13 protein-coding genes are annotated in these 17000 nt (G+C 45.4%); 7 read left to right on the top strand and 6 right to left on the bottom strand.

Annotated elements, in window-relative coordinates:
* Positions 1 to 206: 206 nt before the first annotated feature.
* The 5 genes from AACQ17_RS14990 to cobO all read left to right on the top strand — a co-directional run bounded on the left by AACQ17_RS14990 (position 207) and on the right by cobO (position 5301).
* A complete protein-coding gene (locus AACQ17_RS14990; protein ID WP_088717986.1) occupies positions 207 to 755 on the top strand; it encodes a sigma-70 family RNA polymerase sigma factor in 549 nt (182 codons plus the stop codon).
* The gene (locus AACQ17_RS14985; RefSeq protein WP_017044335.1) at positions 748 to 1473 is read left to right on the top strand and encodes a DUF3379 domain-containing protein; all 726 of its coding nucleotides are present in this window, start codon (positions 748 to 750) and stop codon (positions 1471 to 1473) included. Before AACQ17_RS14990 ends, AACQ17_RS14985 begins: the two co-directional genes overlap by 8 nt.
* Before the next feature lie 245 nt (positions 1474 to 1718).
* Positions 1719 to 2990: an outer membrane protein transport protein gene (locus AACQ17_RS14980; protein WP_164996762.1), complete on the top strand. Its 1272-nt coding sequence runs from the start codon at positions 1719 to 1721 to the stop codon at positions 2988 to 2990.
* A gap of 301 nt (positions 2991 to 3291) precedes the next feature.
* Positions 3292 to 4566, top strand: a complete 1275-nt coding sequence (locus AACQ17_RS14975) for an outer membrane protein transport protein (RefSeq protein WP_094147378.1) — start codon at positions 3292 to 3294, stop codon at positions 4564 to 4566.
* Positions 4567 to 4695: 129 nt separating this feature from the next.
* The gene (gene cobO / locus AACQ17_RS14970; RefSeq protein WP_010320670.1) at positions 4696 to 5301 is read left to right on the top strand and encodes a cob(I)yrinic acid a,c-diamide adenosyltransferase; all 606 of its coding nucleotides are present in this window, start codon (positions 4696 to 4698) and stop codon (positions 5299 to 5301) included.
* A 61-nt stretch (positions 5302 to 5362) separates the two neighbouring features.
* Here cobO and AACQ17_RS14965 read toward each other — a convergent pair whose 3' ends face one another.
* The 3 genes from AACQ17_RS14965 to apbC all read right to left on the bottom strand — a co-directional run bounded on the left by AACQ17_RS14965 (position 5363) and on the right by apbC (position 9481).
* Positions 5363 to 7489 (bottom strand): AsmA family protein, encoded by a 2127-nt coding sequence (locus AACQ17_RS14965; RefSeq protein ID WP_094147379.1) that lies wholly within the window; start codon positions 7487 to 7489, stop codon positions 5363 to 5365.
* A gap of 81 nt (positions 7490 to 7570) precedes the next feature.
* Positions 7571 to 8212, bottom strand: a complete 642-nt coding sequence (gene udk / locus AACQ17_RS14960; RefSeq protein WP_010320672.1) for a uridine kinase — start codon at positions 8210 to 8212, stop codon at positions 7571 to 7573.
* A 192-nt stretch (positions 8213 to 8404) separates the two neighbouring features.
* Positions 8405 to 9481: an iron-sulfur cluster carrier protein ApbC gene (gene apbC / locus AACQ17_RS14955; RefSeq protein ID WP_017048342.1), complete on the bottom strand. Its 1077-nt coding sequence runs from the start codon at positions 9479 to 9481 to the stop codon at positions 8405 to 8407.
* A gap of 155 nt (positions 9482 to 9636) precedes the next feature.
* Here apbC and metG point away from each other — a divergent pair, with 155 nt between their 5' ends.
* Positions 9637 to 11703, top strand: coding sequence for a methionine--tRNA ligase (metG, locus tag AACQ17_RS14950; RefSeq protein ID WP_013857253.1), 2067 nt, complete (start codon positions 9637 to 9639; stop codon positions 11701 to 11703).
* 216 nt (positions 11704 to 11919) lie between these two features.
* Positions 11920 to 12732 (top strand): hypothetical protein, encoded by an 813-nt coding sequence (locus AACQ17_RS14945; protein ID WP_013857254.1) that lies wholly within the window; start codon positions 11920 to 11922, stop codon positions 12730 to 12732.
* 127 nt (positions 12733 to 12859) lie between these two features.
* Here AACQ17_RS14945 and udp read toward each other — a convergent pair whose 3' ends face one another.
* The 3 genes from udp to AACQ17_RS14930 form a co-directional block, all read right to left on the bottom strand.
* Positions 12860 to 13618 (bottom strand): uridine phosphorylase, encoded by a 759-nt coding sequence (gene udp, locus AACQ17_RS14940; protein ID WP_010320675.1) that lies wholly within the window; start codon positions 13616 to 13618, stop codon positions 12860 to 12862.
* Between the two features lie 334 nt (positions 13619 to 13952).
* On the bottom strand, positions 13953 to 16247 hold the full coding sequence (locus tag AACQ17_RS14935; protein WP_094147380.1) for a zinc/cadmium/mercury/lead-transporting ATPase: 2295 nt from the start codon (positions 16245 to 16247) through the stop codon (positions 13953 to 13955).
* A gap of 286 nt (positions 16248 to 16533) precedes the next feature.
* The gene (locus AACQ17_RS14930) at positions 16534 to 16950 is read right to left on the bottom strand and encodes a CBS domain-containing protein (protein WP_013857256.1); all 417 of its coding nucleotides are present in this window, start codon (positions 16948 to 16950) and stop codon (positions 16534 to 16536) included.
* Positions 16951 to 17000 lie beyond the last annotated feature (50 nt).

Genomic DNA, 17000 nt, shown 5'->3' with positions numbered 1-17000 from the left:
AGATTTTGAAGTAGATCAATTTTATATTGATTTATTCCATACTATGAAATTAAAAAGCCGTCGACGCTTGAATTGATGTTACCGAACAACTTGAACGGATCGAAAGCGAACGAATACGCGAAGCGTTCATCGCAAGACGACCATAAAATGGCCTAAACAAAGAAGAAATCACAGAGCAAACGGAGACTCATGTGTCGATAATAACCATGTTTGGAAAGAAAAAGTCCAGCAGCCCGGTCAATAGTAATATTGACAGACAGAGAAAATATGAAACGCTTGTGCGTGCTTATCACCGAGATCTTTTTCGTTATGCCTATTGGCTATGTAAAGATAAAAGCATTGCTGAAGATTTAGTCCAAGAAACCTGCTTGAGGGCTTGGAAATCTCTCGATAGTTTGCTCGACGAGAAAGCGGCCAAATCGTGGCTTATAACTATTCTTCGTCGCGAGAACGCGCGCCGCTTTGAGCGCAAGCAGTTTGAGTTGGTCGATATTGATGACTACAGCGGTGACGTAAAAGTCAACGATGATCCTCATCATCAACAAGAGTGGTTGCAGGCACAGATAATGAAGCTGGATATTGAATACCGCGAACCTCTTTTCCTACAAGTCATTGGTGGTTTTAGTGGTGATGAAATTGGCGAGATCCTCGAACTCAATAAGAACACGGTCATGACTCGTCTGTTTCGAGCTCGTAATCAATTAAAAGAACAATTGGATTCATCAGAAGCGTATAAGGGGCAGCAAAATGGATGAATTAGAATTTCGCCGCCGAGTTATGTCCGATCCAAAACAGCATGACCAAGAGATTATCCAAGCGGCATCCACTAGTGATACTAATCGTCAGTTCCTAGAGGACATATTGAGCTTAGATGCAACGATTGCTACTGCAATGAATGTAGACGTGCCTGACGATCTCGCAGACCGTATTCTATTTAGTCAAACCACAATGGCAAGCAATGTCATCCGACCTACTTTTGCCAAGCAAGCGATGACATTGGCTGCATCGATTGCTTTTGTGTTTGGTTTATTGGTTGGCCAAATCAATTGGCGAAATGTGCTCATTCCACCGGCGCAGGCAAGCCTAATGGACACCGCCATCAAACACGTCATTGATGAAGAAGGCTTTGTCAACCAACTGGATGAACAAGTGAATTCAACGCAGATCAACGCCAAAATGCTGCCATTCGCTTATCAGTTAAGCAGTAACTTCCCTTACCACGTTTATTACCTAAACCACTGTGGTTTTGGCAAGGCAAACGCTCTGCACATGGTTTTTCAAGGTGAAAGCGGGAAAGTGACGCTCTTTTTCACAGGCATTGCCAGTGAACAAGCCGTGAACTTTAATGAGCAAGGCATGGCAGGAATCATCGAACCCGTCGGTGATGCTAGCCTGATCCTTGTCGGTGAAAATGGCGAAGATGTCACGAACATCGCTAAAAAACTAATGCCTATGCTAAAACCTTCCCATTAAAACCATTCCTGGCCTGTATATAATGCAGGCCAGGTTCCCTAGACAAAAATAGAGCTTAAACTCTATAAACAAGCATTTTCCGCCTTTTTCCTGCCAAATAGACATCATTTCTGCAATTTTATCATTCAATTAGACAATGGTCGGATTTCTATCTTCTATACTTGCCTCTAGTATCAGCCACCAATTGAGCATTTGCTCAAAAACAACGTCCATTAGAGGCGATGAAATCAAAAAGGAAAAGCACCATGAACAAGACGCGTCTGTTTAAAAAATCGTTACTTGCCGTAACGGTAGCTCTCGCTTCACAACAAGCACTGGCAGCGGGCTTTCAGCTCAATGCACAATCTGCGACTGGCCTAGGTCGTGCATTTGCTGGTGATGCTGTTATTGCCGATAACGCATCGGTGATGGCTCGTAACCCTGCCGCAATGGCGTTGTTTGATGAAACCTCACTCTCTTTGGGCTTTGAATCCATCACAACGATGATTGATGTCAAAGATGCTAAATACAACGGTGTATCAATTTCTGACGTTGATGATGTAGGCGGAACATCTATTGCCCCTAACATTCACCTAATAGTTCCAGTCAATGACCAATTTGCTTGGGGCGTTAACGCTTATACAAATTTTGGCACAAAAACAGAGTTTTCAGATTCTTATCCAGCATCAGAATATGGTGGTTTAACGGACGTTAAAAGCTTTAACTTTGGACTCGCAGGCTCATACCGAGTAAATGAGCAACTTAGCTTTGGAGCAGGCTTAGACTTGATTTATGGTCAAGGTACGATGCAGCGTTATGCTAGTGCAACCTTAGCAGCTGGGTTATCACAGAAATTCCAAACTACCATTCCGGCAGGAACAGCTTTGCTAAATGTTGATAAGGCCGATGGCTGGGCGGTCGGGTTTAATTTAGGTACGGTATATGAATTAGATGAAAATAATCGATTTGGCTTCGCATATCACTACAGCCCTGAATTTGAAGCCAAAGATGATTACGGACAAAAAATCGTTCTTCCACTACCTGATATAGCAGAATTCTCTGGTTTTCATAAAATCAAGGATACACAGTTTGCAGTCCATTATAGTGTGCAATGGATTGGCTGGAGTGCATTTGACCAAATCGACTTTAAGAACTTAGACTCTTCACAATCACCTATCGCCTCTATTTTAGCTGGCGGCGGCGTTTATGGTAAAGAGTACAAATGGCAAGACGGTTGGCACTATGCGATAGGTGGAACTTACTACCTAAACAGCGATTGGACTTTACGTGCTGGTTATATGTATGACACCAGCGCACAAGATTCTTTAACTTCAGTCTCAGTGCCAGACTCAGATCGCCAATGGCTCTCTGCTGGTTTTACTTACGAAGTTGATGAGCGATCTAATGTAGACTTTGGTTTCACTTACCTACTTGGTAAGGATGTGCAAGTGACTGAGAATTCGGCTGGTACTGTTTTGACGGCAACGACTCACGCAGATGCAATCCTAGTCGGCTTACAATATAGCCGCAGCTTCTAAGCGCAACGTTTATTAGCATAGCGTCAATAAAGGGCTGGTTTTCCAGCCCTTTTTAATGCTTGTAATATCATCTCCTCGCCTAATTCAGCTAACAACTGTACCTTTTGGGTCTTAAACCACACTACAAGTGTTCGCCAAAAATCAGAAACACTTTCATAACAAGCAGAGTATTACGCTTATAATTAAACCTTTAATGGATTTTAATTTCAAAAACAACAAATTCACTGCTTTATATTTTTAAAGCATTAGCTCTAACCTTAAAATCCCCACACCGAATTCAAATATTTCAGCGAACATTATAATGAAATCAAATAAAACTCTTCTTTCACTTGCAGTGGCATGTGGACTATTCAGCGTATCAAACGCATCTCAAGCCGCCGGTTTCCAATTGGCAGAATACTCTGCAACGGGCCTTGGGCGTGCTTACGCCGGTGAAGCGGCTATGGCTGATAACGCCAGTGCACAATGGCGTAACCCTGCCATGCTGACTTATTTGAAAGGTACGCAAATTTCTGTTGGTGCAATTTACGTTAATCCGAATGTTGATGTGAATGGAAAAATCAACGGCGCATTAGAAGCAAGCTCAAATGACTTCGCAAATGATGCCGTCATCCCCAATTTTTACCTCTCACATCAAGTGAACGATAAAATGGTACTAGGTTTAGCACTCGGTACTAACTATGGCATGGAGACCGAGCTTGACCGTAATTTCAGCGCGAGCCACTTTGGTAATCAAGCGATGGTTAAAACAATGGAAGTCAATACCAACATCGGCTACCAACTCACTGATGCGGTTACCGTTGGCGGTGGCATTCGTTATGTGATTGGAGAAGGCCATTTCGGTGCAACCTCTCCGGCTCAAACTAAGCCTCTTCCACAAGGTACAACACTGAAGTACATGGAAGGTGAAGATAAAGCTTGGGGTTGGCAAGTGGGTACGGCATGGCAGATCAATGATAGCAATCGCATTGGCTTTACTTATAAATCCGAAGTTGACCTAAAGCTTACTGGCACAGCGAATATATTTTCGAAAGAATCGGGCAAGGTAGTGAATGATACAGGTTCAATGATGCTCACTATGCCTGCCACCGCTGAACTGGCTAGCTACCACCAACTAAGTGAACAGTTGGCACTACATGCCAGTATTAACTGGACCGATTGGAGCAGTTTCGAAAAGCTTGAAGCGGATTTAAACACTCTTGGCTCGGTGATGGTTAAAGAAGAAAACTGGGAAGACAATTACCGTTTTGCTCTGGGTGCGACTTACCAAGTCGATGCAAAATTAGCACTGCGTACAGGAATTGCTTACGATATGGCGGCAGTTAACGATAAAAACCGTACCATTACCATCCCTGAAACTGATCGAACTTGGTTAAGCGTTGGTGCGGAGTATGCCTTCACGGAGCAATTCACCGTAGACACTGGCTTTACTTACATTTTTGCCAAAGATGCCAACATTGTGGAATCTCGTGGTTATGCTTCAGATGATGCAGCGCAAGCCGTTGGAGGCCAATTTTCTGGTACAACGACGGGTAATGTTTGGCTTATCGGCGCACAAGCCAATTACCGCTTCTAAACTCATTAGAGATACTCCCAGAGGCCAGAGCACTGCTCTGGCTTTTTTATTCCTTGTAATTTCGATGGTTTTTGCTGCCGAGTAGTTGAGCTATGATAGCGGCAACGCTATTAATGAACAGGATTGAGCATGTCGACTGAAGAAATTAAAAATGAACGCCATAAAGCGAGACAACAGAAAGTAAAAGAGCAAGTCGATGCACGAATTGCCGCGGCTCAGCAAGAGAAAGGGTTGTTATTGATCATTACCGGCAATGGTAAAGGGAAATCCACCTCAGGTTTTGGCACCATTGCGCGCGCTGTCGGCCACGGTTTGAAATGTTCGGTAGCTCAGTTCATTAAAGGAACCTGGGAAAACGGTGAACGTAATCTGCTTGAAAAACTGGGCGTCGAATTTCAAGTCATGGCGACGGGCTTTACTTGGGAAACGCAAAACAAAGAAGCCGATACCGCAGCGGCGCAAGGGGTTTGGCAAGAATGCAAACGCATGCTTAAAGATGAGTCGATTGATGTGGTGTTGTTTGATGAGCTGACCTACATGGTGAGCTATGGCTATATCGAATTAGACGAAGTGATTGAAGCCTTAACAACACGGCCAGCAATGCAGTCGGTGGTGATCACGGGCCGAGGAGCACACCGCAGCTTGATTGAAATCGCCGATACGGTGTCGGAAGTCAAAAATGTGAAACACGCCTTTGAGTCGGGCATCAAAGCACGAAAAGGCATCGACTGGTGATAAAAAAGCCTCCTCTAAATCGAGGAGGCTTGATCAATCATAATGAAATCAACCCAGTAAATTACTTAAAAAGACTTTTTAATAAGCCATCAACCGCTTTCTTAGTTTTCTCGTCTTTTATCTCAACGCCGAGCTTTTCCAAGCCACGGTCAATTTCTTTTTCCGCTTTTTGTCTTAACACATCATCAAAAACCAATTTGAATTTAGGATCGCTCCATTGCCCTGAGATGTTGATAGGAATCGTGACATCTCGCAACTCATCAATGTCTTTGCCACCTTGCCCCTCTAGCGTTCCCACCACAGAAGTGCTCACCAAAAAATCAACCGTTTGTTGCAGATAATTCGCTTTACCCTCACCACGAATACGCAACAGTGGTGATTGCATGGCGAGGTTATTGGTGGTGACTTCCCCTTTGTTCAATTTCAGCGTAGCGGTCATGGCGCTAAAATCGGTTTTCTTCACTGGGTCGTCATCAACTTTCTTACCTTTAATTTTGGCGTAATTGCTACGGATAAGGTGAGCAACGTTAATACCATTGACTGCACCATCGGCAAAGTTGATGTTCACGGTTCCGACAAGGTTTTGTTGAATGCCCGTTGGCGTCAAACTGCGGCCCTTTACATCCACATAAATGTTACCCGTACCTTGTAACATCTCATTATTGAGTACATCTTTTAATAGCGGCAGCACCTGTACTCCCTTAACGCTTTTTTTAGCGCTATAAGTGGCAGGTACTTTGGTTGCATCCAGTTGAGCGGTCGCCTGAATCGTACCTTGGTAAAGGTTGGCACTAAATGAGGTTAAATTCACGATGCCACGATCGACGCTAAAGCTGGTTTGCACATTCTGTAATCGAGCATTATTGGCTTTGAACTTGTCTATGGTGACCTTGCCTTGCACATCCAACGTTTTTAATGCACTGAGATCTGGTTCCACTTCAGCGCTCACCGTAGCAGGCGCTGCTGACGTTGAACCTGACGATGCCTTACTTTCACTCACGGCACTGCTTGCCGTTGCTGGATTCGCAAGCCCTAAAAATTCATCCAAATCGATATTTGGGCTATGCATATTGAAGCGGATTTTAGGGATCTCAGCCAACGTCACTTTGACATCACCATCAAATTCTAATGCATTGGCGGTTAATTTACTGAGTAAGACATCCAGTTGGTTTTTAGAGAGATCAAAACGAATGTTCGAAGTTAAACCAATCTGCATTGGGCTTTGTGGCAAACTGGTTCCTTCTAGATTAGTATCCAACACCAGCGTATCAATCTTCACCAAGCTCATGGCTTTATCGAGAGTCAGTTGCGCACTCCCCTTCGCATCAAGTTTTAAATCCGCTACCTTTCCTTTCACGCTGAATGACAGCGCATTCTTCTTATCAAACTCGAACGTGGCTAATTCAATCTTCGCAGAATCAATCTGGTTTGATGGGTCACTAAAGCTCGCATCAAGCACAACGTTCTTCAGCGCATAATCCTTGAAACCAGCGGCTAATTTGAATTCAGCTCGCCCTTCTGCGGCAAAGTTTTGTTGGTTATTTTTACCTTTGGCGGCAAAAGTTGCTGACGTCCATTTATCCACCGCAAACTCTGAAAGATTGACCGCCACGTCATACAGTTTGGTATGTGTACCGGCTTTGCGGTCTTGTATTTCCAGTAATGCGTTTTCGACGCTAACGCCCGCTAAGTTAATCGTCCACTCTTGAACAGGCTTGCTCGCATTGACGCTGCTTGTCTCTTCTTGTGCTGGTTTTGTTTCGTTTACGGCGGAAGAGGCGGCTGGTTGAGGCGCGGCTTGAGTTAAGCTATCTAAGTTTGAACGGCCATCTTTAAGGGTTTCAAGATGGAACTCAGCACCATTTAGGCGGATGTTGCCAATTTCCAGTTGCTTATCCAGCAATGGCATCACCGAAATTTCAATACCAACTTGATCGACTTTAAACAGGTTTGGAGCGCTGAAACCTTGTGGATTTCTGAGTTCAGTTTTGCCCAGTTCAAAGCCAAGCGAAGGGAAGAAACTCCAACTGATATCTCCTTCAATGACTAAGTCCAACCCCGTTTTCTGTTTGGCTTGTTCTACAATCAAGGGCTTAAATTGGTTAGGATTGACCAACAGGACAAGTGCGAGCGCGGCAGCGATTAACGCACCGATAATAATGGCAATGAAAAGAAACAGTTTTTTCATCAGCTTTTTCCTTGCTTAATTAGAAAAAGAAAGTGGCACCTAAAGTGCCACTTGTCTGCTTAAAAATAAAGACCACAAAAGTTAAGATTTCAACAATTTCGCGATGTGGGCTTTTAATACATCAATGGCGATACGGTTTTTACCGCCACGAGGAACGATAATGTCCGCGTACTGTTTTGACGGTTCGATAAACTGCATAAACATAGGGCGAACCGTTTTTTGGTATTGCTTCAATACCGAATCCATGGTGCGGCCGCGCTCTTCTACATCACGCTTCACTCGGCGTAATAAACAGATATCAAGCGGAGTGTCCATAAATACGGTCGCATGCATTAAGTCACGTAAACGTGGGTCTGTCAGCAGTAAAATACCTTCTAAAATAATCACTTTCTTGGGTGTTAATAGCGTTGTATTCGCGGTGCGAGTATGCTCAGTGTAGCTGTACTCTGGCACTTCAACCGCTTCGCCACGGGTTAATTGTTCTAAATGTTGGCAAAGTAGATCATGGTCAAGTGCATTCGGGTGGTCGTAGTTTGTCTTAACGCGCTCTTCCATGCTGAGATGGCTTTGGTCGTTGTAATAGCAATCTTCCGTAATCACACCAATTTGGTGGTCGCCTACTTTGGCACGAAGTTCGTTATAAATCGTGCTTGCAATCAGGCTTTTTCCAGAAGCTGAAGCGCCAGCAATACCTACGATGACGCATTGATTATTCTCAGACATTATTTTTGCACCCGGTGATGGTTTGGTGATGAAAATAGATAAACTGCCCGATTATAGGGACTTCAACCACCTGATACCAGTCTCGATTTAGACTTTGGAAGAGGTTTGAATAACAAACTACCAAGCAAACGTTTTCGTCGTATTTCAGAAGAGATCACCGCAGTGCTACTTTCATAGCACTGTGGACCAACACTAGTCTACCAATGTAAAACTGATTGCATCTGGCTTAGGCTTTCCTTGCCAATATAGGCTTGAACAGACTCGTTCCGCCAGTTGAAGATAACGCTGTGTATGCTCACTTTCTGGTTGAGCAACCACGGTAGGACGACCTTGGTCGATGTCTTCACGCAGGGCAATGTGCAGAGGAATTTGTGCAAGCAGCGCCAACCCATATTCACTGGCCAGTTTCTGCGCGCCACCGACACCAAAGATATGCTCTTTCTCTCCACAATGACTGCAGATGTGATAGCTCATATTTTCAATAAGCCCGATAACCGGAACGTCGACTTTTTCGAACATGGCCGCCCCTTTGCGCGCATCCGCTAGCGCCAGATCTTGCGGAGTGGTGACGATCACCGCGCCCGTTACCGGAATTTGTTGTGACAAGGTGAGTTGAATATCACCTGTCCCCGGTGGCATGTCGATGACCAGATAATCCACATCTGGCCACTCGGTTTCATTGAGCAGTTGCGCCAGTGCTTTCGATGCCATCGGCCCGCGCCAAATCGCCGCTTCAGATTTATCAACCAGATAGCCAATCGAATGACTGAAAATGCCAAATGCCTCAACTGGCTGCATCCACTTATTATCACGCACATCTGGCTTTGCTTCTTGCTTGCCAAGCATCATCGGCACTGAAGGGCCATAAATATCCGCATCCAACAAGCCAACTTTCGCCCCAGATTGAGCAATGGCTAGAGCAAGATTGACGGCTGTGGTTGATTTGCCGACGCCCCCTTTGGCTGAAGTCACCGCAATAATATTTTTAACACCATTAACACTATGAGCGACCGTCGTCGCTAGCGCTTTCGGCGCAATGATTATCTCAACACTGAATGGAGCAAGCGCATCGGTTTGCTGCTTGGAGACGACCCATTCGGAAAGCTCATTCAGCAGATTTTTAGCGGCAAATGGAATATGAACCGTCAAACGTCCCGCTGTTGTAACCGAAACCCAATGCGGTTGGTTTGCCCACCCCGCAATAAGATGAGGGTGTTCAAATTGGTTTAACCAATCGCAAAAATCTTGTTTAGATGTGAACGGCTGCATAGCTTCTCCTTTTTGCTCATGCTATCACTCTCTATTGTCAGACTGAACCCCAAAAAAGTTGCGGGATTCCTTAGGCTCACGCCTTGGAGTCGCTCGCTGCATAAGGTAGTATTGGTCTCTATTTTTCATACCTATCAAAAAAGCGAATATTAAGTATGGCGACTGACCCAAGAAACGTTTCTTCAAGGAAACTGCTGGTAACTTGTGCCCTTCCGTACGCTAACGGTTCGATCCACCTTGGTCATATGCTTGAGCATATCCAAGCTGACATTTGGGTTCGTTACCAACGCCTACGCGGCAACACTGTAAACTTCATCTGTGCAGACGATGCTCACGGCACGCCAATTATGCTTAAAGCACAACAGATGGGTATTACACCTGAAGAGATGATCGCCGCAGTAAGTGAAGAGCACCAAAAAGATTTTGCAGGTTTTGATATCAGCTTTGACAATTATCACAGCACTCACAGCGAAGAGAACCGCGAACTGGCTTCTCACATTTATCTTGAGCTGAAAAAAAATGGCTTCATTTCAAGCCGCACCATTTCTCAGCTGTTTGACCCAGAAAAAGAGATGTTCTTGCCTGATCGCTTCGTGAAAGGCACTTGCCCAAAATGTAAGTCAGAAGATCAATACGGTGATAACTGTGATGCGTGTGGCGAAACCTATAGCCCAACAGAGCTTATCAACCCGAAATCGGCCGTTTCTGGCGCGACACCAGTAATGAAGGATTCCGAGCATTTCTTCTTTGACCTTCCTCAATTTGAAAGCATGCTCAAAGAGTGGACTCGCTCTGGCTCGCTACAAACAGAAACCGCCAATAAAATGCAAGAGTGGTTCGAAGGCGGCCTGCAACAGTGGGATATTTCACGTGATGCGCCATACTTTGGCTTTGAAATCCCTGGCGAAAAGAACAAATTCTTCTACGTGTGGTTAGACGCACCTATCGGCTACATGGGTTCATTTAAAAACCTATGTAACAAACGCGATGACTTAGACTTTGACGAATACTGGAATAAAGACAGTAAAACCGAACTGTACCATTTCATCGGTAAGGATATTGTTTACTTCCACAGCCTATTCTGGCCAGCGATGCTTGATGGCAGTGGTTTCCGTAAGCCTAATAACGTCTTCGTGCACGGTTATGTCACAGTCAATGGCGCGAAGATGTCGAAGTCTAAAGGAACGTTTGTCAAAGCAAGCACTTACTTAAACCACCTAGACCCAGAATGCTTACGCTACTACTACGCCGCAAAACTCAATAGCCGTATCGACGATCTTGATTTGAACCTTGAGGATTTCACCCAACGTGTGAACGCCGATGTGGTCAATAAAATCGTCAACCTGGCATCGCGTAATGCAGGCTTCATCACCAAACGTTTTGAAAATCAGTTATCTGCAACCTTTGCCGAACCAGAGCTGTACGCAGAATTTGCCGCAGCAGCGGATCGCATTGCTGATCTTTACGAAAGCCGTGAATTTAACCGTGCCATTCGTGAAATCACCGCATTGGCGGACAAAGCGAACCAATACGTGGATGAAAAAGCGCCTTGGGTTGTGGCTAAACAAGAGGGTCAAGAGCAAGAGCTACAAGACATTTGCTCAGTGGGTATCAACCTATTCCGCGTGTTAATGACTTACTTAAAACCTGTAATGCCAGCACTAGCGGCGCGCACCGAAGCATTCTTAAACCAAGAACTCACTTGGGAAGGCGTACAAACACCATTAACAAGCCATACGCTCACGCCATTCAAAGCGCTGTTTAATCGCATTGATCCGAAACACGTTGAAGCGATGATTGAAGCGTCTAAAGAAGAAGCGGCAGCAGAAAAAGCTGCAATTGAGAGCGCGCAACCAACCACAGTTGAAACTGAGCTAAGTAAAGACCCTATTGCAGCTGAAATCGAATTTGATGATTTTGCTAAAGTGGACTTACGCGTCGCTAAGATCATCGCTTGCGAAGCGGTGCCAAAAGCAGATAAATTGCTTAAATTCCAATTAGATATTGGTGGCGAAACTCGCCAAGTGTTTTCAGGTATTAAAGCCGCTTATTCACCCGAAGAGTTAGTAGGCAAGTACACCGTCATGGTAGCGAACCTCAAACCGCGTAAAATGAAGTTTGGTATGTCAGAAGGCATGATCTTAGCCGCAGGCCCTGGTGGCAGCGAGCTATGGATTCTTGAGCCACATGAAGGTGCTCAAGCTGGCATGCGCATCCTGTAATACATCAATCTTCACGATAGCATCCCCAACACACTCTGTGTTGGGGATTTTTTATCACCATACTGCTCAAAATCGATCCAGCTCACACTTTTAGTTCAAAATGCACCAATAAGATGCATCACTTCAACGCAAAAATACATAAGCAATTGAATTTAAACAAATAAAAAACTGGCATTAACCCTGCTAACTCTAGATTGGTATAACATTAACAAGGAGTTGGTTATGTTTGTTTTTATCTCAATGCTTATCTCTATCGGTATATTGTGGCTGATGTTTTATCTGGCAAAACAGCGTGAATCCACATTACAACGTAAATATCAACTGCTGATCGACCTTCGCCAGCTACTGTTTTTATGCCGTCAGCACCGTAACATTACCCATCAAACACTAGCCTCTGGTCAAAGACGCGACACTGAGTTGAATGAATTGCAAGATACGCTATACGAAAAAAGTAATCACTTAATTGCTATCGCACACTTTGACAACAAACCAATGTACCGTGTGCTGCAAATTAAGCTTAAAGCACTCATGAAGGAGTGGCCAGAGCGCTCTGTGGCTCGTAACCAAATGATGCATGGTAAAATAATTCGTCACTGTATGTTCTTAATGGATGAGGTGATACTGGCTTGGTTGGTGGAATCCAACCGCGAAGATCTCAGCGATGAATACCATATTAATTGGCAACAGGTCATTGATGCGATGGACGCGCTAACTCAGTTACGCATCAGCATTGATGAAATGGATACTCAAGATGGCCGCATACGCTTGCAGCATTATAGTGAGGTTGTCAGGCGTAGGATGAATCAACTCGCCTTAATCAGCCCTTTAACGGTAGCTTCGCCAAGCTGCTCAGCCGCGCTACATAGCCTGAGCGAACTGCATGATCATCCTGCCTTTCAAATAGAAGCTGGCGCGATGTACCAAATCACTTCGGATATTTCACTCAGCATCTCTCACGTTTACGACCAGATGCTCAGCGACTTAACCGAGAGCTTGTACATTCCGTTGCCTAAATTGGCGATTGCTTAGTGAGTAATTGTTTAGCTGGTAACTGTTTGACTGGTGATTATTTAGAAAGTAAAAAGGCCACCTTATTCAAAAGTGGCCTAATCACTCACCGTGTACATAGATACATCAGTGTAAATTCAGAACTCAATTACAGCATTTTACGCGCCGCTTCGACAACCACTTTGATTGAACGAGCCTCGGTCTCTTTGAGTGTCGCGTGATCTGGGATCTCTTTTTGAGTACGGTTGATGATCACACCTGCCACACAACCTGCTTTCAAACCTGAGCTCGCACACATGGTTAGTAAAGTGGCGGATTCCATCTCAAAGTTCAATACGCCCATATCTTGCCACTCTTTCATTGAGCCTTGGAAACGACGCACAACACGACCAGTGAAGGTATCATAACGCTCTTGGCCTGGGTAGAAAGTATCACTTGATGCGGTGACGCCCATGTGCACGGTTGCACCACTTTCAACTACAGCCGCTTTCATTGCAGTGGCGACATCGAAATCAGCCACAGCAGGGAATTCCATTGGTGCAAAGTGCAAACTTGCACCGTCAAGGCGAACCGAACCTGTGCTGACAATCATATCACCCACATTGACATGAGGTTGGATTGCACCAGTAGTACCTACGCGTAGGAAAGTACGCACGCCAAGTTGAGCAAGCTCTTCAACCGCAATAGACGTAGAAGGACCACCGATACCAGTAGAACAAACAACGACTGGCTTACCGTCTAACTCTGCGCGGTACACGGTGTATTCACGGTGGCTAGCAAGAAAGACTGGATTTTCCATCTCTTCAGCGATTTTTTGTACGCGGGCTGGATCCCCAGGGATAATGGCCAAAGTAGCACCATTCAGATCGGCTTCGGTAACACCTAGATGGAAAACGGCTTGAGACATAAGTGACTCCTTATTGCGGCTTGTTCAGCTCATAGATATACATCGGGTATGCAGCTACTCTAGCGGACCACGCACCAACAAAGAGTGATCAAATTCACAATGAATGACGCAATGTAACGAACACATTCTCATAAAAACGGTTTGCATCACAAAAAACAGCAAGATTGATGAAATAACACCCAACCCTAAAAGATGATTTCCAACACTGCATAACAAAATACAAGCGCAATATCGACGCATTTCACACTATTACCACAATAGGGTGCAAACCCAACAGGCATGAGAGATAACGACCCGCCATGCCTTGCTGAGCTTTTTGGTTTTTAGTCTCGGACTATTTTTTAAATTTCAATAGACGCAACGCATTGAGCGTCACTAACGCGGTAGCTCCACTATCAGCCAGCACCGCTACCCATAAGCCCGTAATACCGAGTAAACTCGTGACTAAAAAGATACTTTTTAAGCCTAGCGCTAGCGTGACATTCTGGCGAATATTGGCGAGGGTAGCTTGTGATAGCTCGATCATGGTGGCGAGCTCGACCAATCGATTATGAGTAATTGCCGCATCGGCCGTTTCCAACGCAACATCGGTACCCCCCCCCATCGCAATACCAATGCTGGCCGCTTTCATTGCAGGCGCATCATTAATGCCATCCCCGACCATCGCCACCTGTTTTCTCTGCGCCAACTGTTGAATGTATTCCACTTTATCTTGCGGTAATAAACTGGCTTTGAAATCTATCCCTAATTGAGCGCTCATCGTCGCAGCGCTTCTAGGGTTATCGCCAGTGAGCATAATAGTGTCGATCCCCAAACGGCGCAGTGCTTCAATGGCGGCTTTGGCATCTTCACGCAAGGTATCTTGCCATGCGATTAAACCGACAATGTTCTCTTGCTCAAAAACCACCACCACTGTTTTGCCTTGCATCTCTAGCGCTTCCACTTGCGCGCTAAATGCATCAGAAAACGGAACATTCGCTTTGCTTGGCGCTAATACGCGCAGTGATTTCCCTTCCACGATCCCCGAAACCCCACTGCCAACTAACGCTCGCTTCTCTATCGCTTCTGGAATGGGCAAAGCCATCGCTTGCACTTTTTTCACTAAAGAGGTTGCCAGAGGATGGCTCGAGCCCATTTCAACCGCTGCGACATAGCGCAACAATTGCTCTTCATCCCAGCCATTGAGCGCAACCACATCCGTAACTTCCGGTTTACCTTTGGTCAAAGTGCCCGTTTTATCAAAAGCAATACTCTCTATTTTCCCAAGTTGTTCGAGCGCCGCGCCCCCTTTGATCAGTGCACCACGACGCGCCGCTGCGGCAAGACCAGAAGTAATGGCCGCCGGAGTTGAGATAACCAACGCACATGGACAAGCAATCAGCAGTAAGGCTAAGCCACGGTAAACCCATGTTTCCCATGGCTGCGCAAACAGTGTCGGCGGTATCACAACCACGGCCAATGAAACCAACATCATTAATGGGGTATACCAACGACTAAATTTATCAAGAAAACGTTCTAACGGCGCTTTGCGAGATTCCGCTTCTTCAATCAGATGCAAAATGCGGTCAATCGCGTTTTCACCCTGTTTGGAGGTGATGGTGAAACGCACCACCTGATCCGCGACCACAGCACCCGCCATGACACGGTCACCTTGATAGCGTTCGACAGGCAGTGATTCGCCCGTTAACGCGCTCTCATCAAAACTGGCCGACGCTTCGTGCAATTGACCATCCGCGGGTAGCCGAGAGCCGGGAGAAACTTCCACTACATCCCCCGGTTTTAGCTCATGTGCCGCCACCGTGATGCGTTCTCCTGCCACAATTTTTGTTGCCGTTTCAGGCACCAGTGCCATTAAAGCTTGTACACCGCTACGCGCTTTAGAAGCGGCAAAAGCTTCTAGCCGCTCTCCGATGAGGAAGAGTAATAGCACCATCGCTGCTTCAACCGTTTCACCAAGATAGAGCGCTCCGAGCGCCGCAACGCTCATTAAGGTTTCAATCGCAAAAGGTGTGCCTGAGCGTGCCAGTTGAATCGCTTTTTTACCGATAGGATACAAACCGGCAAGGCAGGTCAAAATGAACATCCCATCGCTGATTTGAGGGAAATAAGGCTGCACAATAGCGGCGAGTACCATCGCGCCAGCAATGGAGAGGATCTGCGCGTTCTGTTTTATGACTGACTTCCAGTCACTATGAATGGGGGCAGAAACTGGATTAGCCGCATCAATGCGGTGAGCCGTAAAACCTGCGTTACGAACCGCTTGCTCTATTTCAAGCGCTGCCTCTTCGGTATTAAACTTGACCACCAATTTTTCAGTGGCAAACAGCACTTTGGCGTCGATCACATTACCCACTTTTTTAAGCGCCGTTTCAACCTTACGTGCGCAAGATGGGCAATCCATCCCTTCAATTTTCCAGCTTTGGTTAAACTGTGTTTTAACGGATGTGGGCTGCGCGGGTTCATCATCAGGATCATTGCTTGCGCACTCTCGTGACCCGCAACACCCCTCTTCATTTGAATCAACGCCCGCAACCCTAATCGCGGTAATTTTAAGACTAGAGCATGACACCGCCTGCGGGTTTGCCATGCTATTTTTTGTAGTACTGCAAGCTTCATGTTTTGTGCACATAGGATTCTCCTTCTCTGATGCACAAAGCTTAAACCTTAGAGTCAACTCCAAGGTCAAGCGCATTTTTATCAAACCTGAACTTAACGCACATTCACCTTGATTAGATGGAAAAGAGGTGCACTGCACCTCTAGAATTTTATTTATTACTGCTGATATACCCAAACAACTTGGAGTTGCAGGTAGGCGGCAAGTGAGTGAGTCCCCATGAGCATAGGCAAGCTATGTGATTGGGGTGAACGAACGTAGCCAACACCGCTGCAGCTTCAAGTAGGAAGGGTATAGTTTGCTATGTTGGTTTTTTAAAACAATGCGTTAAGTTTTTCCCTAATGCTCTCAGTACATCTCTGCGTGTAATAATGCCAACCAATTTACCTTGATCGATCACAGGATAAACTTTCGGTTTTCCTACTTTCATCATGTCAGCAAGCTCAATAATAGAAGTGTCTGATGAAACGGACAGCACTTCAGGGTGCATGCAGTCACGGACTAAATGGGTGTCTTCACAGAAATAACTCACCTTCACCAATTTATCGAGCAAATCCTGCTCTGATAGAAAGCCAATCACTTGTTCTTGGTCGTTAATAACAGGGCCACCAAGATGCTCCGAACGCATCACTTTTTCTAAAGCCGCAGTCATTGGCATGTCCGGTTTGAAGGTGATGGCTTGTAATGTCATATAGTCTTTAACTATTAGCGATTGCATATCTGTCTCCTTGGTTGCAACGGTATGCTGCCTTAAGTTAAGTGTTGACT

The organism is Vibrio sp. V10_P2A27P122 (assembly GCF_963874335.1).
Taxonomy (GTDB): Bacteria; Pseudomonadota; Gammaproteobacteria; order Enterobacterales; family Vibrionaceae; genus Vibrio; species Vibrio anguillarum.
Note: the sequence above shows the minus strand (reverse complement) of the source record. Positions and strands in the feature narration are given on the sequence as shown.

Excerpts from the sequence above, each read along its gene's own strand:
- AACQ17_RS14930 (WP_013857256.1), bottom strand. The coding sequence starts at position 16,950 with ATGCAATCGCTAATAGTTAAAGACTATATGACATTACAAGCCATCACC.
- AACQ17_RS14935 (WP_094147380.1), bottom strand. The coding sequence starts at position 16,247 with ATGTGCACAAAACATGAAGCTTGCAGTACTACAAAAAATAGCATGGCA.
- udk (WP_010320672.1), bottom strand. The coding sequence starts at position 8,212 with ATGTCTGAGAATAATCAATGCGTCATCGTAGGTATTGCTGGCGCTTCA.
- AACQ17_RS14990 (WP_088717986.1), top strand. The coding sequence starts at position 207 with ATGTTTGGAAAGAAAAAGTCCAGCAGCCCGGTCAATAGTAATATTGAC.
- AACQ17_RS14965 (WP_094147379.1), bottom strand. The coding sequence starts at position 7,489 with ATGAAAAAACTGTTTCTTTTCATTGCCATTATTATCGGTGCGTTAATC.
- AACQ17_RS14980 (WP_164996762.1), top strand. The coding sequence starts at position 1,719 with ATGAACAAGACGCGTCTGTTTAAAAAATCGTTACTTGCCGTAACGGTA.
- udp (WP_010320675.1), bottom strand. The coding sequence starts at position 13,618 with ATGTCTCAAGCCGTTTTCCATCTAGGTGTTACCGAAGCCGATCTGAAT.
- AACQ17_RS14975 (WP_094147378.1), top strand. The coding sequence starts at position 3,292 with ATGAAATCAAATAAAACTCTTCTTTCACTTGCAGTGGCATGTGGACTA.
- metG (WP_013857253.1), top strand. The coding sequence starts at position 9,637 with ATGGCGACTGACCCAAGAAACGTTTCTTCAAGGAAACTGCTGGTAACT.
- AACQ17_RS14985 (WP_017044335.1), top strand. The coding sequence starts at position 748 with ATGGATGAATTAGAATTTCGCCGCCGAGTTATGTCCGATCCAAAACAG.
- cobO (WP_010320670.1), top strand. The coding sequence starts at position 4,696 with ATGTCGACTGAAGAAATTAAAAATGAACGCCATAAAGCGAGACAACAG.
- apbC (WP_017048342.1), bottom strand. The coding sequence starts at position 9,481 with ATGCAGCCGTTCACATCTAAACAAGATTTTTGCGATTGGTTAAACCAA.